The following is a 14738-nucleotide window of genomic DNA, read 5'->3' as shown; positions in this document are numbered from 1 at the left end:
GAATGTCCCATGACCGTCTCCAGACTGATCGCACGCCCGATGCTGGCCTCGATGTTCGTCGTCGGCGGCCTCAACGCCCTCAAGAACGCCGACGCGCTGGCGGCCAAGGCCCAGCCGGTCGCCGACCGCTTCGTGCCGGTGGCCCAGAAGGCCGTGCCCCAGGCCCCCATCCCCACCAACGCCGTGACGCTGGTGCGCCTCAACGCCGTCACCCACATCGCCGCCGGGCTCGCGCTGGCCACCGGGCGTGCCCCGCGGCTGGCCTCGACGGTCCTCGCAGCCTCCCTGGTGCCGACCACGCTGGCCGGTCACCGCTTCTGGGAGGAGTCGGACCCGGCGGCCAAGGGCAACCAGCAGGTCCACTTCTTCAAGAACGTCTCGATGATGGGCGGCCTGCTGCTCGCCGGCGTCGACACCGACGGCAAGCCCGGGCTCGCCTGGCGTGCCCGCCGCGCCGCGTCCGACGCCAAGCGCGAGGCACGCCAGCTGGCCAAGGACGCCCGTCGCGAGGCCCGTCTCGCCAAGGCACAGCTCACCTGAGCGATCGATAGGGTGCGCGGGTGACCGACTCCTGGCCCGCACCCCGTCCGACCGGCCCGGTGGCGAGCGTGATCTCGCTGCCGGGCAGCAAGTCGTTGACCAACCGCGCCCTGGTGCTGGCCGCGATCGCGGACGGGCCGAGCGTCGTACGACGTCCGCTGCGGTCCCGCGACACCCTCCTCATGGCGGCCGGCCTGCGGGCCATGGGGGTCGGGGTGGAGGACCGGGACGACGACTGGCTGGTCACCCCCCGACCGATGGTGGGTGACGCAGCGGTCGACTGCGGCCTCGCCGGCACCGTGATGCGCTTCGTCCCGCCCCTCGCCGGGCTGGCGACCGGGCGGATCGACTTCGACGGCGACCCCCACATGCGCAACCGACCCGTGGGCGAGGTGCTGACCGCCCTGGCCGCCCTCGGCATCCGCGTGGACGACGGCGGGCGCGGCGCGCTGCCGTTCACCGTGGTCGGGTCGGGCACGGTCCCGGGCGGCACCGTGGTGATCGACGCGAGCGCCTCGTCCCAGTTCGTCTCCGCCCTGCTGCTGGCCGGGGCGCGCTACGAGCACGGGGTCGACGTCCGCCACGACGGCAAGCCGGTGCCCTCGCTCCCCCACATCGAGATGACGGTCGCGATGCTCCGCGACCGGGGCGTGCAGGTCGACGACTCCGACGCCAACCGGTGGGCGGTCGCCCCGGGCCCGGTCGAGGCGATCGACGAGGCGGTCGAGCCCGACCTGTCCAACGCCGCACCGTTCCTGGCCCTGGCGGCCACCACGGGCGGCACCGTCACCGTCCGGGACTGGCCCGCACGCACCACCCAGCCCGGCGACGCGCTGCGCGACGTGCTCACCCGGATGGGCTGCACCGTCGAGGACGTGACCGGACCCGACGCCGGCCTGCGGGTGACCGGCGGCGACCGCATCGCCGGCATCGACCTCGACATGCACGACATCGGCGAGCTCACCCCGGCCGTCGCCGCCCTCTGCGCGCTCGCCGACTCCCCCTCGCACCTGCGCGGCATCGGCCACATCCGCGGCCACGAGACCGACCGGCTCGCCGCCCTGGCCACCGAGCTGGGGGCGCTGGGCGCCGACGTCACCGAGCACCCCGACGGATTGTCCATCCGGCCCGCGCAGCTGCACGGCGGCACCTTCCACACCTACGCCGACCACCGGATGGCGCACGCCGGGGTCATCATCGGCTCCGCCGTCGACGGCGTGCTGGTGGAGGACATCGAGACGACCAGCAAGACCTTCCCCGACTTCGCCCCCTTCTGGACCTCCGTGGTGGGAACGGCGTGAGCGGGCGCTACGGCGAGCACGACCACGAGCACTACGAGCGGCCGCGACGGCGGACCCGTCCCCGCACCAAGGACCGGCCCACCTACGACGACGCCGTCGACGGCGTCGTCGTCACCGTGGACCGCGGGCGCTTCACCCTCCTCATCGACGGCGCCACCGTGATGGCGATGAAGTCCCGCCCCCTGGGCCGCAAGGGGGTCGTCGTGGGCGACCGCGTGCGCGTCGTCGGCGACACCTCCGGTGCCCCCGGATCGCTGTCCCGGATCGTCGAGGTCGTCGAGCGCACCACCACGCTGCGCCGCACCGCGGACGACGACGACCCGGTCGAGCGCGTCATCGTCTCCAACGCCGACCAGCTCGTCGTCGTCACCGCCCTCGCCGACCCCGAGCCCCGGCCGCGGCTGATCGACCGTGCGCTCGTCGCGGCGTACGACGCGGGCATGTCACCGCTGCTCGTCCTCACCAAGGCCGACCTCGCCGACCCCGAGACCCTGCTCTCCACCTACCGCTCCCTGGGCGTGCCGTGGGTGGTGACCCAGCGGGGAGGCGACCTCGAGGAGGTGCGCGCCGTGCTGCGCGGGCACACCAGCGTGCTGGTGGGGCACAGCGGCGTCGGCAAGTCGACCCTGGTCAACGCGCTCGTCCCGACGGCGCACCGCGACGTCGGCATCGTCAACGCCGTCACCGGGCGCGGCCGGCACACCTCGACCTCGGCCTACCTGCTCGCGCTGCCCCGCACCGAGGAGGGGGACGACGGCTGGATCATCGACACCCCGGGCATCCGGTCCTTCGGGCTGGCCCACGTGCAGCCGGAGGACCTCATCGGGGCGTTCCCCGACCTCGAGGAGATGACCGAGGACTGCCCGCGCGGGTGCACCCACGGCACCGACGAGCCCGAGTGCGGCCTCGACGTGGCCGTGGCCGAGGGCGAGGCCGACCCCGACCGGGTGCAGTCGTTCCGGCGGCTGCTCGCCGCCCGGTCGCACGACGACTACTGAGCCCGTCAGCCCCAGACGGCCCGCGCGCCGGAGTCGCCGGCGAGGAACACCAGCACCAGCAGCGCCACGGCCCCCACGGCGATCAGCACCGTGGCGATCATGCCGACCACGGGATTGGTGTCGCGGGCCCCACGACCCGAGGCGAGGGCCGACGGACCGCCCAGCGCCCAGGCGCCGAGCGCGGCCGCGGCGGCGTACGCCAGGGACGCCGTGCGGAGCAGCTCGCCCCAGTCCTCGTGCTCGTCCACCAGCGGCTCGAGCTCGGGCCGCGCGTCGAGCAGGGACTCGCCCGCGGACGTGGCGACGACCGCCGTGACCGCGGTGACGAGGGCGAGCCCGACGAGGGGCCAGCGGAGCAGCCAACGCCACCGGGGCACGAACGCGTAGGCCAGCCCGGTGAGGGCGGCGAGCGGGCCGAGCACCACGACGGCGTGCACGACGAGGGGGTGCAGCGGAAGTCCGTTGATCTCCATGGATGCACGGTAGAGCGCAACGCTGGCAATAACCTGTGGACATGCCCATCTCCGGACCCGGCCATCAGGACTACACAGACGACCTCAGGCTGGCCCACGTCCTGGCCGACGACGCCGACTCGCTGACCCAGGCCCGCTTCAAGGCGCTGGACCTGCACGTGATGAGCAAGCCCGACCTCACGCCGGTGACCGACGCCGACGAGGCGGTCGAGGAGGGCATCCGGCGCACCCTGTCGCGGGTCCGCTCGCGGGACGCGGTGCTGGGCGAGGAGCACGGGTCGTCCGGGCACAGCCAGCGGCAGTGGATCGTCGACCCGATCGACGGCACCAAGAACTTCGTCCGCGGCGTGCCCGTGTGGGCGACCCTCATCGCGCTGGCGGTCGACGGTGAGGTCGTGCTCGGCGTCGTGTCGGCGCCGCAGCTCCAGCGCCGCTGGTGGGCGTCGAAGGGCCACGGTGCGTGGACCGGCCGCTCGCTGCTCAAGGCGACGCAGTGCCAGGTCTCCGACGTACGCCGCCTCGAGGACGCCTCGCTGTCCTACAGCTCGCTGTCGGGCTGGGACGAGCGCGACCGGCTCTCCGACTTCGTCAACCTCACCCGCCGCTGCTGGCGCACCCGGGCCTACGGCGACTTCTGGTCCTACATGCTCCTCGCCGAGGGCACCGTCGACATCGCCGCCGAGCCCGAGCTCGCGCTCTACGACATGGCGGCCCTCGACGTCATCGTGCGCGAGGCCGGCGGTCGGTTCACCTCCCTCGACGGCACCGACGGCCCGTACGGCGGCAACGCGCTGGCCACCAACGGGCACCTCCACGAGGCGGCCCTGTCCTTCCTCGGCTCGCTCCCCGACGACCTCGATGACCCGGACTACCGGCCGTCGGGGCACGGCTCGGTGCACGACCTGCGCGCCCGGCAGACGCCGCCGACGGTCGCGGACTGAACCCACCCTCGTCGCCCCTGTCGCTCAGCCCCCCGAGTGACTAGCGTGGTCGAGCACCAACCGCGACTCCCGGAGGTGGCGCATGCGCATCCACGACATCCTCACTGCCAAGCCGAGCCAGGGGGTCGTGACAATCAGTCCCGATGCCCCCGTGCGTGACCTGGTCGCCCACCTCACCGAGCACAACATCGGTGCCGTCATCGTCAGCTCCGACGGCGAGACCGTCGACGGCATCGTCAGCGAGCGCGACGTCGTACGCCGCCTCGGCTCCGACCCGGCCGTCCTGGACGCGCTCGTCGGCGACATCATGACCGTCGACGTGCAGACGTGCAGCGGCGACGACCACCTCACCGACCTCATGAAGACGATGACCGAGCTGCGCATCCGGCACCTCCCGGTGGTGGCCGACGGGAGGCTGACCGGCATCATCAGCATCGGTGACGTGGTCAAGCACCGCATCGACGAGCTCGAGTTCGAGCGCGACCAGCTCGACCACTACGTGCACCAGACCTGACAGGCGAATGAGAGGCAGTGACATGGACAAGCCCGACGTCGACCCGCACATGGGAGACGCACCCACCGAGCTGGAGGTCACGGACCTCTCCGAGGGTGACGGCGCCGAGGCCACGAGTGGATCGACGGTGTCGGTCCACTACGTCGGGGTGGCGCACTCGTCCGGCGAGGAGTTCGACGCGTCCTACAACCGGGGCACCCCGCTGCAGTTCCGCCTCGGCATCGGCCAGGTCATCCAGGGATGGGACGAGGGCGTGCAGGGCATGAAGGTCGGCGGCCGCCGGCGCATCGTGATCCCGCCGCACCTCGGCTACGGCGACCGCGGCGCCGGGGGCGTCATCAAGCCCGGCGAGACGCTGATCTTCGTGGTGGACCTGCTCGAGGTCCGCTGACCCGGACCACGGATCACCGCACGGCTACCAGGGGACGTCGATCTCGGCGTCCCCTGTGGCGACTCTCGCCGCGGCCGGTCCCAGGGTGACCACGTCGCCCGGGACGAGCTGCCGGCCCCGACGGGTCTCCACCTCGCCGTTGACCGTGACCTGCCCGTCGGCCAGCACCGGCTTGGCGTCGGAGCCGCTCTCGACCAGGTTGGCGAGCTTGAGGAACTGACCGAGCCGGATCGTCTCGTCACGGATCGGGACGTCCACGACACCGTCTGGGACACCGGCGGGGACGGACCCGGTGGGGTCGGCAGGGGTCTGGTTCATGGGCTCAGTGAACCAGCAGCGAGATCGCGTGGATCAGGACGCCGACGAGCCCGCCGACGATGGTGCCGTTGATCCGGATGAACTGGAGGTCGCGACCCACGTGCAGCTCGATGCGCCGGGCGGCCTCCTTGCCGTCCCACCGCTCGATCGTGTGGGTGATGACCGCGGTGAGCTCCTCGCCGTACCGCGAGACCCCGAAGACGACCACGTCGGCCGCGGTCCGGTCCATGCGCTCGCGCAGCGTCGCGTCGGTGCGCAGCCGCTCCGCGAAGCTGTTGAGCTCCTCGAGCAGGCGCTGTCGCACCGCGCCGTCGCGCTCGCGGACGCTGGTCAGCAGCGCCGCCCGCATCGCCTTCCACAGCGAGATGGCCGTGGTGACCACCTGCGGGTGGTCGAGCAGCCGCTCCTTGAAGCGCTCGGCCCGGTCCTGGGTCGCGGCGTCGACCAGCAGGTCGTGGGCGAGCTGGGTGAGCATCGAGTCCAGCGCGGCCCTGGCGTGGTGGTCGGGGTTGTCGCGGATGTCCTCGACCCAGCGGACCGCCTCGACATGGATGCGTTGGGTGACGGCCTCGTTGAGCCGCGGCGGAGCCCACCAGGGGGCCCGCTCGCTGAGCACCTCCACGAAGGTGTCCGGGTTGTGCACCAGCCACCGGTGCATCTCGTCCAGGCAGAGGTCGACCACGCCGTGGTGCAGGTCGTCGCGCACCACCTCGGACAGCAGGGAGCCGAGCAGCGGCGCGATGGGCTCCTCGCGGAAGCGCGGGACGAAGGCGTTGCTCACCAGGTCGGCGATGTGGTCGTCCCTGACCTTGCCGAGGGCGATCGCGGTGACGTCGGCGACCTCGTCGACGACGCGCCGGGCGTTGGCCGGGTCGGAGAGCCAGTCCCCCACCCGGGCCGAGATGGTCGCCGCGGCCACCCGGTCGCGGATGATGTCCTCCTGGAGGAAGTTCTCCCCCACGAACTCCTCGAGGCCCTTGCCCAGCTCGTCCTTGCGCTTGGGGATCAGTGCCGTGTGCGGGATCGGCACCCCGAGCGGGTGCTTGAAGAGCGCGGTCACCGCGAACCAGTCGGCGATGGCACCGACCATGGACGCCTCGGCACCCGCGTTGACGAATCCCCAGAAGCCGTCCTGGCCGAGCGTCGCGACGTACACGACGGCGGCGAGGACCAGGAGGGACACCGCGACGGTCCGCATCCGGCGCAGGCCACGGCGGCGCGCCTCGTCGGCACCCGGGTCGGGCGTGATGAGCGGGAGCACCGTGGAGACAGCCATGCGCCGATCCTCCCCTGCCGTGCCACACGGGGCCACACGACGCACCCTGGGGCCCACCCCGAGGGGCGGCGGTTTAGATTGGCGCCCATGTCTCGCACGGTCATCACCTTCGGCACGTTCGACGTGTTCCACGTCGGGCACCTGCGCGTGCTGGAGCGGGCCGCGGCGCTCGGTGACCGCCTCGTCGTCGGCGTGTCGGCCGATGCGCTCAACATGCGCAAGAAGGGCCGGGCGCCCGTCTTCAGCGAGCGCGAGCGCCTCGAGATCGTGGCCGCCCTGCGGGTCGTGGACGAGGTCTTCGTGGAGGAGAGCCTCGAGCTCAAGCGGGACTACGTCCTCGGGCACCGCGCCGACGTGCTGGTCATGGGCGACGACTGGGCCGGCAGGTTCGACGAGCTCTCCGACGTGTGCGACGTCGTCTACCTCCCCCGGACCCCCGCCATCTCGACGACGGCCATCATCGAGCACATCGCCGATCTCTGACCGGCGACCCGGAGTCTGTAGCCTGTCGGGACTCCACCCCGGAAGGCCTCAGTGACCGACAACCCGGTGCGCGCCCTCGCCACCCTCGCCCTCGCGGCCTGCCTGGCCCTCGGTCTGCTGACCGTGGCCGGTCCCGCGACCGCCGCCCAGGCCGCCACCCGAGCCGCAGGCACGGACCCCGGCGCGGACACCCTCGAGCTGCGTGACCAGTTCTTCGGCACCGGCACCGGCACCGTCGGCGAGCGCCGGTTCTCCGCCCGCGCGGCGCTGCCGCGGCCGGCATGGGACGCGACCCTCCCCCAGGGCCGCGAGTGCACCGACCTCGTCTGCCTGCACTACGTCGGCGCCTCGGGCGACGCCCCACCGATGGCCAGCAGCACCGGCGGCACCCCCGACTGGGTGGCCCTGACCCTGCGCACCGCGCACGACTCCTTCGTCCGGATGTCCCAGCTGGGCTGGCCGCTGCCGCCCAGCGACCGTGGCGCCGGCGACACGGCCCAGTTCGACGTCTACCTCGCGGACCTCGGCCGGCGCGGCCTCTACGGCTACTGCGCGCCCGAGCAGATGGTGCCCGGCGAGCGCAACGTCGCGTCGTCGTACTGCGTGCTCGACAACGACTTCACCGAGTTCCCGCTGCCCCCGACCCCCAGCATGCGGGTCACGGTCGCGCACGAGCTGTTCCACGCCGTGCAGTTCGGCCTCGACGCCCGCGAGGACGGCTGGCTCCTCGAGGCGACCGCCACCTGGATGGAGGAGCAGGTCACCGACGACGTCGACGACAACCGCCAGTACCTCGTCCACGGGCAGCTCGGGGACCCGCGCACCCCGCTCGACACCTTCGACAGCGGGCTCGGCTCCTACGGCAACTGGATCTTCTTCCAGCGCCTCACCCAGCGCTTCGGCAGCGAGGCGGTCCGGCAGGTCTGGGCCCGCGCCGACGGCCACGTCGGCCGGCGCAACGACTTCTCCGTCAAGGCGGTCAAGCGGTACGTCGAGTCGCGCGGCGTCTCGTGGCCGCGCTTCTACGCGGGCTTCCTCGCCGCCAACCGCACCGCCCGCTCGTCGTACGCCGAGGGGTCGGCCTACCGCCCCACACCGCCGCAGAGCCGGGCCCGCCTCGGTCGCGAACGCCGCAGCTGGACGCGGACGGTGCCGCTCGACCACCTCACCGGCCACGTCGCCTCGCTGCGACCGGCCCCCGGCCTCAAGCGTGGTCGCCTGCGCATCTCCGTCGACGCGGGCCGACGGGCCACGGCCCCGGGCGCCCACGTGGTGCTCATCGGTCGCAAGGGCATCATCGGGCGCAGCCCGATCCGGATCGACCGCCGCGGCCACGGCACCCGGGTCGTGAAGTTCCACCGCCCGCGCGTGCGCCGCGTCGAGGTCGTGCTCGCCAACGCGTCGACCCGCTACACCTGCAACCGCGGCTCCCAGTTCGCGTGCCACGGCAAGCCGCGCGACGACCGTCGTGGTTTCCGGATCACGGCCCGGGTCCTGCGATGAGCCGACGGCACCACCCCGCCCGCCCGGCCACGAAGGGACCCCGCGTGCGCTCCACCCTCGTCCTCCTGTCCTTCCTCACGAGCGCGGCCACCGCGCTCGCCCTGGTGCCCGCCGTGCCGGCCACCGCGACGGACGACGGTGGCGCCGGCCCCGGCCGGGTGACGGAGGCGCTCCCGCCGGTGCAGCGCTCCGCACCGGTGGCGCTCCCCCCGCAGGCCTCCCCGCGCGCGACCCTCGCGGTGGCCGACCGGGTGCTCGACGGTGAGGCCCGGACGGCCGACCCGTCGGCCACCGTGGCGCTGCGCGACCTCTGGCTGGCCCGGCCCGACCTCACGGGTGCCGAGGCCGTCGAGGCCGAGGCCCTCCTCGCCCGACCGACCGACGGGGCCGGCGACCCGTTCCGCAACGGCTACACCGTGCCCTCGACCCGCACCTGCGGCCAGCACGTCTGCGTCCACCACGTCCCCTCGACGGCCGATGCCCCGCCGAGCGCCGGCTGGGTCGACCTGACCCTGGCCACCCTGGAGAACACCTACGCCGTGGAGGTCGGCCAGCTCGGCTACCGCGCCCCGCTCGGCGACCGCGGCATCGGTGGCGACGACCGGCTCGACGTCTACCTCAAGGACCTCGGCACCGGCCTCTACGGCTACTGCGCGGCGGAGTACCGCAAGAAGGGCCGGACGGCGAGCGGCTTCTGCGTGCTCGACAACGACTACGCCCCGGCCCAGTTCCCCTCGGGCACCTCCCCGCAGGACAACCTCACCGTCACCGCGGCGCACGAGTTCTTCCACGCCGTGCAGTACGCCTACGACTACGACGAGGACCCGTGGATGATGGAGTCCACGGCCACCTGGATGGAGGAGCGGGTCGCCGACCACATCGACGACAACCGGCAGTACCTCCGCTACAGCCAGCTCCAGGCGCCGTTCGTCCCGCTCGACGCGTTCAGCTCGACCTACGGCTTCCAGTACGGCAACTGGATCTTCTGGGAGTACCTCACCCAGCAGTACTCCCAGGGCCTGGTCAAGAAGGCCTGGCGGGCCGCCGGGAGCCTGAAGAAGGACGGCGGTCTCTACTCCGTGGAGGCCGTGCAGTCGGTGCTGCGCAAGAAGGGCGGACTCGCCACGGTCTACGCCGACTTCGCGGCCGCCAACACGGTCCCCGGCCTCGTCTACGAGGAGGGCGCGGCCTACGCCGCCGCGACCCCGGCCGGCGAGGCCACCCTCACGCGGGCCGCCAGGTCCTGGAAGAAGGCCGTCCGGCTCGACCACCTGGCGGGAGACTCCGTGCACCTCCGCCCCGGCGCCGACCTCGGTGGCGGCAAGTGGCGCCTCAAGGTCCGCGTCGACGGCCCGACCCGGAATGCCTCCCCCGCGGCGACGGCGGTGGCGCACCGGCTGGACGGCACCGTGAGGACGATGCGGGTCAGGCTCGACCGACGGGGCAACGGCGTCGCGACCGTGCCCTTCAGCGCGGCCACCGTGGCCGCGGTGACGGTGTCGGTGGCCAACGTCTCGACCCGCTACCGCTGCGGACGCAAGACGGTGTACGCCTGCGACGGAGTGGCCCGGGACGACAACCGCAAGTTCACCGTGCACGCCAAGGCAGTCAAGAAGCAGAAGCGCGGCCGCTGAGCGTCGCTCTCACGCGCCCTCGGCGCAGAGCGCGGCCAGGGCCCGCTCGCAGTGCGCCACCAGGGCCTCGAGGGTGTGCGGGCGCGCGTCCGGCGGGGCGGCGCTCCACGTGAGCGCCCGGTCCTCGACGTAGGCCCACCAGGCGTGCACGACCTCGTGCAGCCCGGGGTCGAGGCCGAGCGCCGCGACGACCCGGTCGGTCGACACCGAGCGCACGCTCTCGTGCACCTCGGCCAGCCGCGGGTCGGCGACCCCGCTGCCGTGCACGAGCGTCAGGTAGAACTCCCGCCGACGGTCGATCTGCTCGACCATCGCGGTCACCATCGTGCGCACCTGGACCGGTCCCTCGTCCCCCTCGGCGGGCGCGGTGTTGCGCAGGATCCGGCGCCCGGCCGCGGCGATGCACGCGAGGTAGAAGTCGGTCTTGGTCGGGAAGTAGTGGAAGAGCAGGCCGCGGGAGATGCCCGCCTCGGCCGCGATCTGGTCCATCGACAGGTCCTGGATCGGGGTGTCGACGATCCGCGAGAGGCCGATGCCGACGAGCTGCCGGCGCCGGTCCTCGGCGCTGAGGCGGCGGCGTACGGTGTCGGACACGCTATTGAGCATTGCTCAACAATGTGCGTAGGGTCAACCCATGGACTTCTCCCTCTCCCCCCGGGCCAGCGACCTCCAGACGCGCGTGCGCGACTTCATCGCCGCGGAGGTGGAGCCGATCGAGGCCGACGTGCACGCCGGCATCACCGAGCGGCGCGAGAGCGGCGGGGACAGCTGGACGCCCGACCCACGGATCGCCGAGCTCCAGGCCAAGGCTCGCGAGCAGGGCCTGTGGAACCTCTTCCTGCCCATCGAGCACGCCGGCGCGTACGCCGCGGACTTCGGCACCGACGGCGGCGTGGGCCTCAGCAACGTCGACTACGCCCCCTTGGCCGAGGCGATGGGCGGCTCGTTCCTCGCCCCGCTGGTCTTCAACTGCAACGCCCCCGACACCGGCAACATGGAGGTGCTGCTCCGCTACGGCACCGACGAGCAGCGGGCGACCTGGCTGGAGCCGCTCCTGCGCGGCGAGATCCGCAGCGCCTTCTGCATGACCGAGCCCGACGTGGCCTCCTCCGACGCCACCAACATGGCCGCCACCGCGGTCGTCGACGGTGACGAGGTGGTCGTCAACGGGAGCAAGTGGTTCTCCACCGGCATCGGCAACCCGGACTGCAAGATCCTCGTCTTCATGGGGCTCACCAACCCCGACGCCGACCGGCACTCGCGCCACACGATGGTGCTCGTGCCGCGCGACGCCCCCGGCGTGAAGGTGGAGCGGATGCTCTCCACGATGGGCTACTACGACGAGCCCCTCGGGCACGGCGAGGTGTCCTTCGACAACGTCCGCGTCCCGGTCGGCAACATCCTGCTCGGCGAGGGGCGCGCGTTCGAGATCGCCCAGGGGCGCCTCGGCCCCGGACGCGTCCACCACTGCATGCGCGCCATCGGGCTGGCGGAGAAGGCCCTCGCCCTCGCCTGCCGCCGGGCGTCCGACCGGATCGCCTTCGGCAAGCCGCTGGCCAGCCTCGGCGGCAACCGCGAGCGCATCGCCGACGCCCGGATCGCCATCAACCGCTCCCGGATGCTGGTGCTGCACGCCGCCTGGCTGCTCGACCAGGGCCTGTCCGCCGAGGCGATCTCCGCGGTCAGCGAGATCAAGGTCGAGGTGCCGCGGATGGCCCTCGACGTCATCGACATGGCCATCCAGATCCACGGCGGCGCCGGCATGACCGACGACTTCCCGCTCGCGGCGGCGTACGTCGGGGCGCGCACCCTGCGGCTGGCCGACGGGCCCGACGAGGTGCACCGCAACGTGGTGGCCAAGATCGAGCTGGGCAAGCACCGATGAGCCGGCGGGTCCTGGTGACCGGGGCCGCGTCCGGCCTCGGCGCCGCGCTGGTGGCCGCCTTCCGCGCCCGGGGCGACGAGGTCCTCGCCACCGACCGGGTGGCGGGCGACGGGATCGACCTGGTCCTCGACATCACCTCCGGCGACGACTGGGCGGCCGCGGTCGCCGCGGTCGAGCAGCGCTGGGGCGGCCTCGACGTGCTCGTCAACAACGCGGGGGTCGCGGGCGGCGGCCGGATCGACCGCTGCACGATCGAGGAGTGGCGCCAGATCACCGAGGTCAACCTCTTCGGCGTCGTCCGCGGTGTGCAGGCCTTCACCCCGATGCTCAAGGCCCAGGGGTCGGGCCACGTCGTCAACGTCGCCTCGCTGGCCGGGCTCGTGCACCCCGCCGGGATGGGCTCCTACAACGCCACCAAGGCAGCCGTCGTGGCCTTCACCGAGACGTGCGGCCACGAGCTCGCCGGCTTCGGGATCCGGGCCAGCGCCGTGTGCCCGTCGTACTTCCGGACCAACCTGATGGACTCGATGCAGGGCAGCGACACCGCCCTCGGCGAGATCGTCAAGGGACTGGTCGAGCGCTCCCGGATCACCGCTGACGACATCGCGGCCGCTGTGCTCGTCGGCATGGACGCGGGTGAGGACGTGATCGTGCCGGACGAGCCCGCCCGGCAGGCCTACTTCTTGAAGTGGGCCGACCGCCCGGCGTACGACGCGGTGATGCGCGCGCAGGCCGCCAAGCTCCAGGAGGCCGACGCGTGAGCGAGGTCGCCGGCGCCCGGCCGGTCCGCGACGAGGACGCCTTCGACGTCGAGGCCGTGTCGACCTGGCTGCGGGCGCACGCCGGAGACGCCACCGGGCTGGACGGCACCCCGGAGGTCCGCCAGTTCTCCGGCGGGGCGTCCAACCTGACCTACCTGCTGAGGTACCCGACCCGGGACCTGATCCTGCGCCGCGCACCGGCCGGCACCAAGGCCCGGGGCGCGCACGACATGCACCGCGAGTTCGTCATCCAGTCGGCGCTGGCGCCCGTCTTCTCGTACGTCGCGCCGATGGTCGCGTTCTGCGACGACCCGGACGTGATCGGTGCCGACTTCTACGCCATGGAGCGGATCGACGGGATCATCCCGCGCAGCGAGTGGCCCGCCGACGTGCCCCTCTCCCCCGAGCAGGCCCGCGAGCTCTGCCTCGGCGCGATCGACGTGCTGGTCGAGCTGCACAGTGTCGACGCGGCCGCCGCTGGGCTCACCGACCTGGGCAAGGGCGCGGGCTACGTGCGCCGCCAGGTCGAGGGGTGGTCGGTGCGCTACCGCAACGCCCGCACCGACGACGTCCCCGACTACGAGGACGTGATGGCGTGGCTGGCCGAGCACCAGCCCGACGACGTGGCCACCTGCGTCATCCACAACGACTACAAGCTCGACAACCTCGTGCTCTCCCCCGACGACGTGACCCGCGTGGTCGGCGTCCTGGACTGGGAGATGGCCACCCTCGGCGACCCGCTGATGGACCTCGCCGGATCGATGGCCTACTGGGTCGAGGCCGGCGACGACGACGGCTGGCAGATGATGCGCCGGGTGCCCACGCACCTGCCGGGGATGCTCACCCGCGACGAGATCGTCACCCGCTACTGCGAGCGGATGGGGTTGTCCGTCACCCCCGAGCAGTGGCGCTTCTACGAGGTGTTCGGGCTGTTCCGGCTCGCCGTCATCGCCCAGCAGATCTACTACCGCTACGTCGCCGGGCAGACCACCAACGAGGTCTACGGCCTCTTCGGTGAGGCCGTGCGGATGGTCGGCACCCGCGTCGACGGGCTGATGCGCCGGTGAGCCAGGTCCTGCTGGTCCGGCACGGGCAGGCGTCCTGGGGGGCCGAGGACTACGACGTGCTCTCCGAGCGCGGGGTCGAGCAGTCCGCCGTCCTCGGCGCCGCCCTGGCCGCCCGCGGCGTCGAGCCCACCGTGCTGGTCTCCGGCGCGATGCGGCGCCACCACCAGACCGCCGCCGCCGCGGTGCAGGCCGCCGGGTGGGACGCCGAGGTGACGACCGACGAGGGGTGGAACGAGTTCGACCACCTCCAGGTCCTCTCGAGGCACCCGGCTCCCGAGGGCGTCGACGTGATGTCGAGCCCCGGGGTCTTCCAGCGCTGGTTCGCCGAGGCCACCACCCGCTGGACCGACGGGGCCCACGACGCCGACTACACCGAGCCGTTCGCGGTCTTCGCCGCCCGGGTCGAAGCCGCCCTCGCCCGCGCGGCGGCCGCCGTCGCGGACGGCGGCACGGCCGTGGTCTTCACCAGCGGCGGCCCGATGGGCTGGGCCGCCACCTCGGCGCTCGAGGGCGACGGCGCGCTGTGGCTGCGCCTCAACCAGGTGACCGTCAACACCGGCGTCACCAAGCTCATCAACGGCACCCGCGGGATCACCCTGCTCAGCGTCAACGAGCACTCGCACCTGTCCCCGGCCGCCGTCACCTACCGATAG

Annotated in this window: 17 protein-coding genes; 13 read left to right on the top strand and 4 right to left on the bottom strand. The window is 72.8% G+C overall.

Annotated elements, in window-relative coordinates; all coding sequences use genetic code 11:
• The first annotated feature begins 9 nt into the window (after nucleotides 1-9).
• The 3 genes from DAE25_RS05775 to rsgA are packed head-to-tail and all read left to right on the top strand — an operon-like array spanning nucleotide 10 to nucleotide 2839.
• On the top strand, nucleotides 10-540 hold the full coding sequence (locus DAE25_RS05775; protein WP_107765258.1) for a DoxX family protein: 531 nt from the start codon (nucleotides 10-12) through the stop codon (nucleotides 538-540).
• Nucleotides 541-560: 20 nt separating this feature from the next.
• On the top strand, nucleotides 561-1841 hold the full coding sequence (gene aroA, locus DAE25_RS05770; protein WP_107765257.1) for a 3-phosphoshikimate 1-carboxyvinyltransferase: 1281 nt from the start codon (nucleotides 561-563) through the stop codon (nucleotides 1839-1841).
• Complete coding sequence (rsgA, locus tag DAE25_RS05765) at nucleotides 1838-2839, top strand: ribosome small subunit-dependent GTPase A (RefSeq protein ID WP_107765256.1); 1002 nt, start codon at nucleotides 1838-1840, stop codon at nucleotides 2837-2839. Before aroA ends, rsgA begins: the two co-directional genes overlap by 4 nt.
• Nucleotides 2840-2844: 5 nt before the next feature.
• Here rsgA and DAE25_RS05760 read toward each other — a convergent pair whose 3' ends face one another.
• Nucleotides 2845-3312, bottom strand: a complete 468-nt coding sequence (locus tag DAE25_RS05760) for a DUF2231 domain-containing protein (protein ID WP_107765255.1) — start codon at nucleotides 3310-3312, stop codon at nucleotides 2845-2847.
• 41 nt (nucleotides 3313-3353) lie between these two features.
• Here DAE25_RS05760 and hisN point away from each other — a divergent pair, with 41 nt between their 5' ends.
• The 3 genes from hisN (at nucleotide 3354) to DAE25_RS05745 (ending at nucleotide 5158) form a co-directional block, all read left to right on the top strand.
• Nucleotides 3354-4253 (top strand): histidinol-phosphatase, encoded by a 900-nt coding sequence (gene hisN, locus DAE25_RS05755; protein WP_107765453.1) that lies wholly within the window; start codon nucleotides 3354-3356, stop codon nucleotides 4251-4253.
• An 82-nt stretch (nucleotides 4254-4335) separates the two neighbouring features.
• Nucleotides 4336-4767 (top strand): CBS domain-containing protein, encoded by a 432-nt coding sequence (locus DAE25_RS05750; RefSeq protein WP_107765254.1) that lies wholly within the window; start codon nucleotides 4336-4338, stop codon nucleotides 4765-4767.
• A 22-nt stretch (nucleotides 4768-4789) separates the two neighbouring features.
• The gene (locus DAE25_RS05745; RefSeq protein ID WP_107765253.1) at nucleotides 4790-5158 is read left to right on the top strand and encodes an FKBP-type peptidyl-prolyl cis-trans isomerase; all 369 of its coding nucleotides are present in this window, start codon (nucleotides 4790-4792) and stop codon (nucleotides 5156-5158) included.
• A gap of 24 nt (nucleotides 5159-5182) precedes the next feature.
• Here the strand turns inward: DAE25_RS05745 and DAE25_RS05740 are convergent, their stop codons facing one another.
• On the bottom strand, nucleotides 5183-5404 hold the full coding sequence (locus DAE25_RS05740) for an RNA-binding S4 domain-containing protein (RefSeq protein WP_234410892.1): 222 nt from the start codon (nucleotides 5402-5404) through the stop codon (nucleotides 5183-5185).
• A gap of 76 nt (nucleotides 5405-5480) precedes the next feature.
• Nucleotides 5481-6752: a DUF445 domain-containing protein gene (locus tag DAE25_RS05735; RefSeq protein ID WP_107765252.1), complete on the bottom strand. Its 1272-nt coding sequence runs from the start codon at nucleotides 6750-6752 to the stop codon at nucleotides 5481-5483.
• Nucleotides 6753-6839: 87 nt separating this feature from the next.
• Between DAE25_RS05735 and DAE25_RS05730 the strand changes: the two genes are divergently transcribed.
• Genes DAE25_RS05730 through DAE25_RS05720 form a run of 3 tightly spaced genes read left to right on the top strand, consistent with a single transcriptional unit; the run spans nucleotide 6840 to nucleotide 10372 of the window.
• Entirely contained in the window at nucleotides 6840-7235 is a 396-nt protein-coding gene (locus tag DAE25_RS05730; RefSeq protein WP_107765251.1) for an adenylyltransferase/cytidyltransferase family protein, read from the top strand.
• Between the two features lie 51 nt (nucleotides 7236-7286).
• Nucleotides 7287-8738 (top strand): MXAN_6640 family putative metalloprotease, encoded by a 1452-nt coding sequence (locus tag DAE25_RS05725; protein ID WP_107765250.1) that lies wholly within the window; start codon nucleotides 7287-7289, stop codon nucleotides 8736-8738.
• Between the two features lie 44 nt (nucleotides 8739-8782).
• Nucleotides 8783-10372 carry an MXAN_6640 family putative metalloprotease gene (locus DAE25_RS05720; protein ID WP_107765249.1) on the top strand — a complete coding sequence of 530 codons (1590 nt, stop codon included), beginning with the start codon at nucleotides 8783-8785 and terminating at the stop codon, nucleotides 10370-10372.
• Nucleotides 10373-10381: 9 nt separating this feature from the next.
• Here DAE25_RS05720 and DAE25_RS05715 read toward each other — a convergent pair whose 3' ends face one another.
• Nucleotides 10382-10966, bottom strand: coding sequence for a TetR/AcrR family transcriptional regulator (locus tag DAE25_RS05715; RefSeq protein ID WP_234410874.1), 585 nt, complete (start codon nucleotides 10964-10966; stop codon nucleotides 10382-10384).
• Nucleotides 10967-11006: 40 nt separating this feature from the next.
• Here DAE25_RS05715 and DAE25_RS05710 point away from each other — a divergent pair, with 40 nt between their 5' ends.
• Genes DAE25_RS05710 through DAE25_RS05695 form a run of 4 tightly spaced genes read left to right on the top strand, consistent with a single transcriptional unit; the run spans nucleotide 11007 to nucleotide 14738 of the window.
• Complete coding sequence (locus DAE25_RS05710) at nucleotides 11007-12257, top strand: acyl-CoA dehydrogenase family protein (RefSeq protein ID WP_107765247.1); 1251 nt, start codon at nucleotides 11007-11009, stop codon at nucleotides 12255-12257.
• Nucleotides 12254-13018 (top strand): SDR family NAD(P)-dependent oxidoreductase, encoded by a 765-nt coding sequence (locus DAE25_RS05705; protein WP_107765246.1) that lies wholly within the window; start codon nucleotides 12254-12256, stop codon nucleotides 13016-13018. The genes DAE25_RS05710 and DAE25_RS05705 overlap by 4 nt, the downstream gene beginning before the upstream one ends.
• Nucleotides 13015-14085, top strand: a complete 1071-nt coding sequence (locus DAE25_RS05700; RefSeq protein WP_107765245.1) for a phosphotransferase family protein — start codon at nucleotides 13015-13017, stop codon at nucleotides 14083-14085. The genes DAE25_RS05705 and DAE25_RS05700 overlap by 4 nt, the downstream gene beginning before the upstream one ends.
• Nucleotides 14082-14738: a histidine phosphatase family protein gene (locus DAE25_RS05695; RefSeq protein ID WP_107765244.1), complete on the top strand. Its 657-nt coding sequence runs from the start codon at nucleotides 14082-14084 to the stop codon at nucleotides 14736-14738. The genes DAE25_RS05700 and DAE25_RS05695 overlap by 4 nt, the downstream gene beginning before the upstream one ends.

The sequence above is a fragment of the Nocardioides terrigena genome, from assembly GCF_003047265.1.
Taxonomy (GTDB): domain Bacteria; phylum Actinomycetota; class Actinomycetes; order Propionibacteriales; family Nocardioidaceae; genus Nocardioides; species Nocardioides terrigena.
The sequence above is the reverse complement of the archived record's forward strand: the minus strand, read 5'-3'. Positions and strand labels throughout refer to the sequence as shown.

Bases quoted from the DNA above. Each gene is read 5' to 3' on its own strand.
- DAE25_RS05735 (WP_107765252.1), bottom strand. From the start codon at position 6,752: ATGGCTGTCTCCACGGTGCTCCCGCTCATCACGCCCGACCCGGGTGCC.
- DAE25_RS05705 (WP_107765246.1), top strand. From the start codon at position 12,254: ATGAGCCGGCGGGTCCTGGTGACCGGGGCCGCGTCCGGCCTCGGCGCC.
- DAE25_RS05760 (WP_107765255.1), bottom strand. From the start codon at position 3,312: ATGGAGATCAACGGACTTCCGCTGCACCCCCTCGTCGTGCACGCCGTC.
- DAE25_RS05750 (WP_107765254.1), top strand. From the start codon at position 4,336: ATGCGCATCCACGACATCCTCACTGCCAAGCCGAGCCAGGGGGTCGTG.
- DAE25_RS05775 (WP_107765258.1), top strand. From the start codon at position 10: ATGACCGTCTCCAGACTGATCGCACGCCCGATGCTGGCCTCGATGTTC.
- DAE25_RS05710 (WP_107765247.1), top strand. From the start codon at position 11,007: ATGGACTTCTCCCTCTCCCCCCGGGCCAGCGACCTCCAGACGCGCGTG.
- DAE25_RS05745 (WP_107765253.1), top strand. From the start codon at position 4,790: ATGGACAAGCCCGACGTCGACCCGCACATGGGAGACGCACCCACCGAG.
- hisN (WP_107765453.1), top strand. From the start codon at position 3,354: ATGCCCATCTCCGGACCCGGCCATCAGGACTACACAGACGACCTCAGG.
- DAE25_RS05730 (WP_107765251.1), top strand. From the start codon at position 6,840: ATGTCTCGCACGGTCATCACCTTCGGCACGTTCGACGTGTTCCACGTC.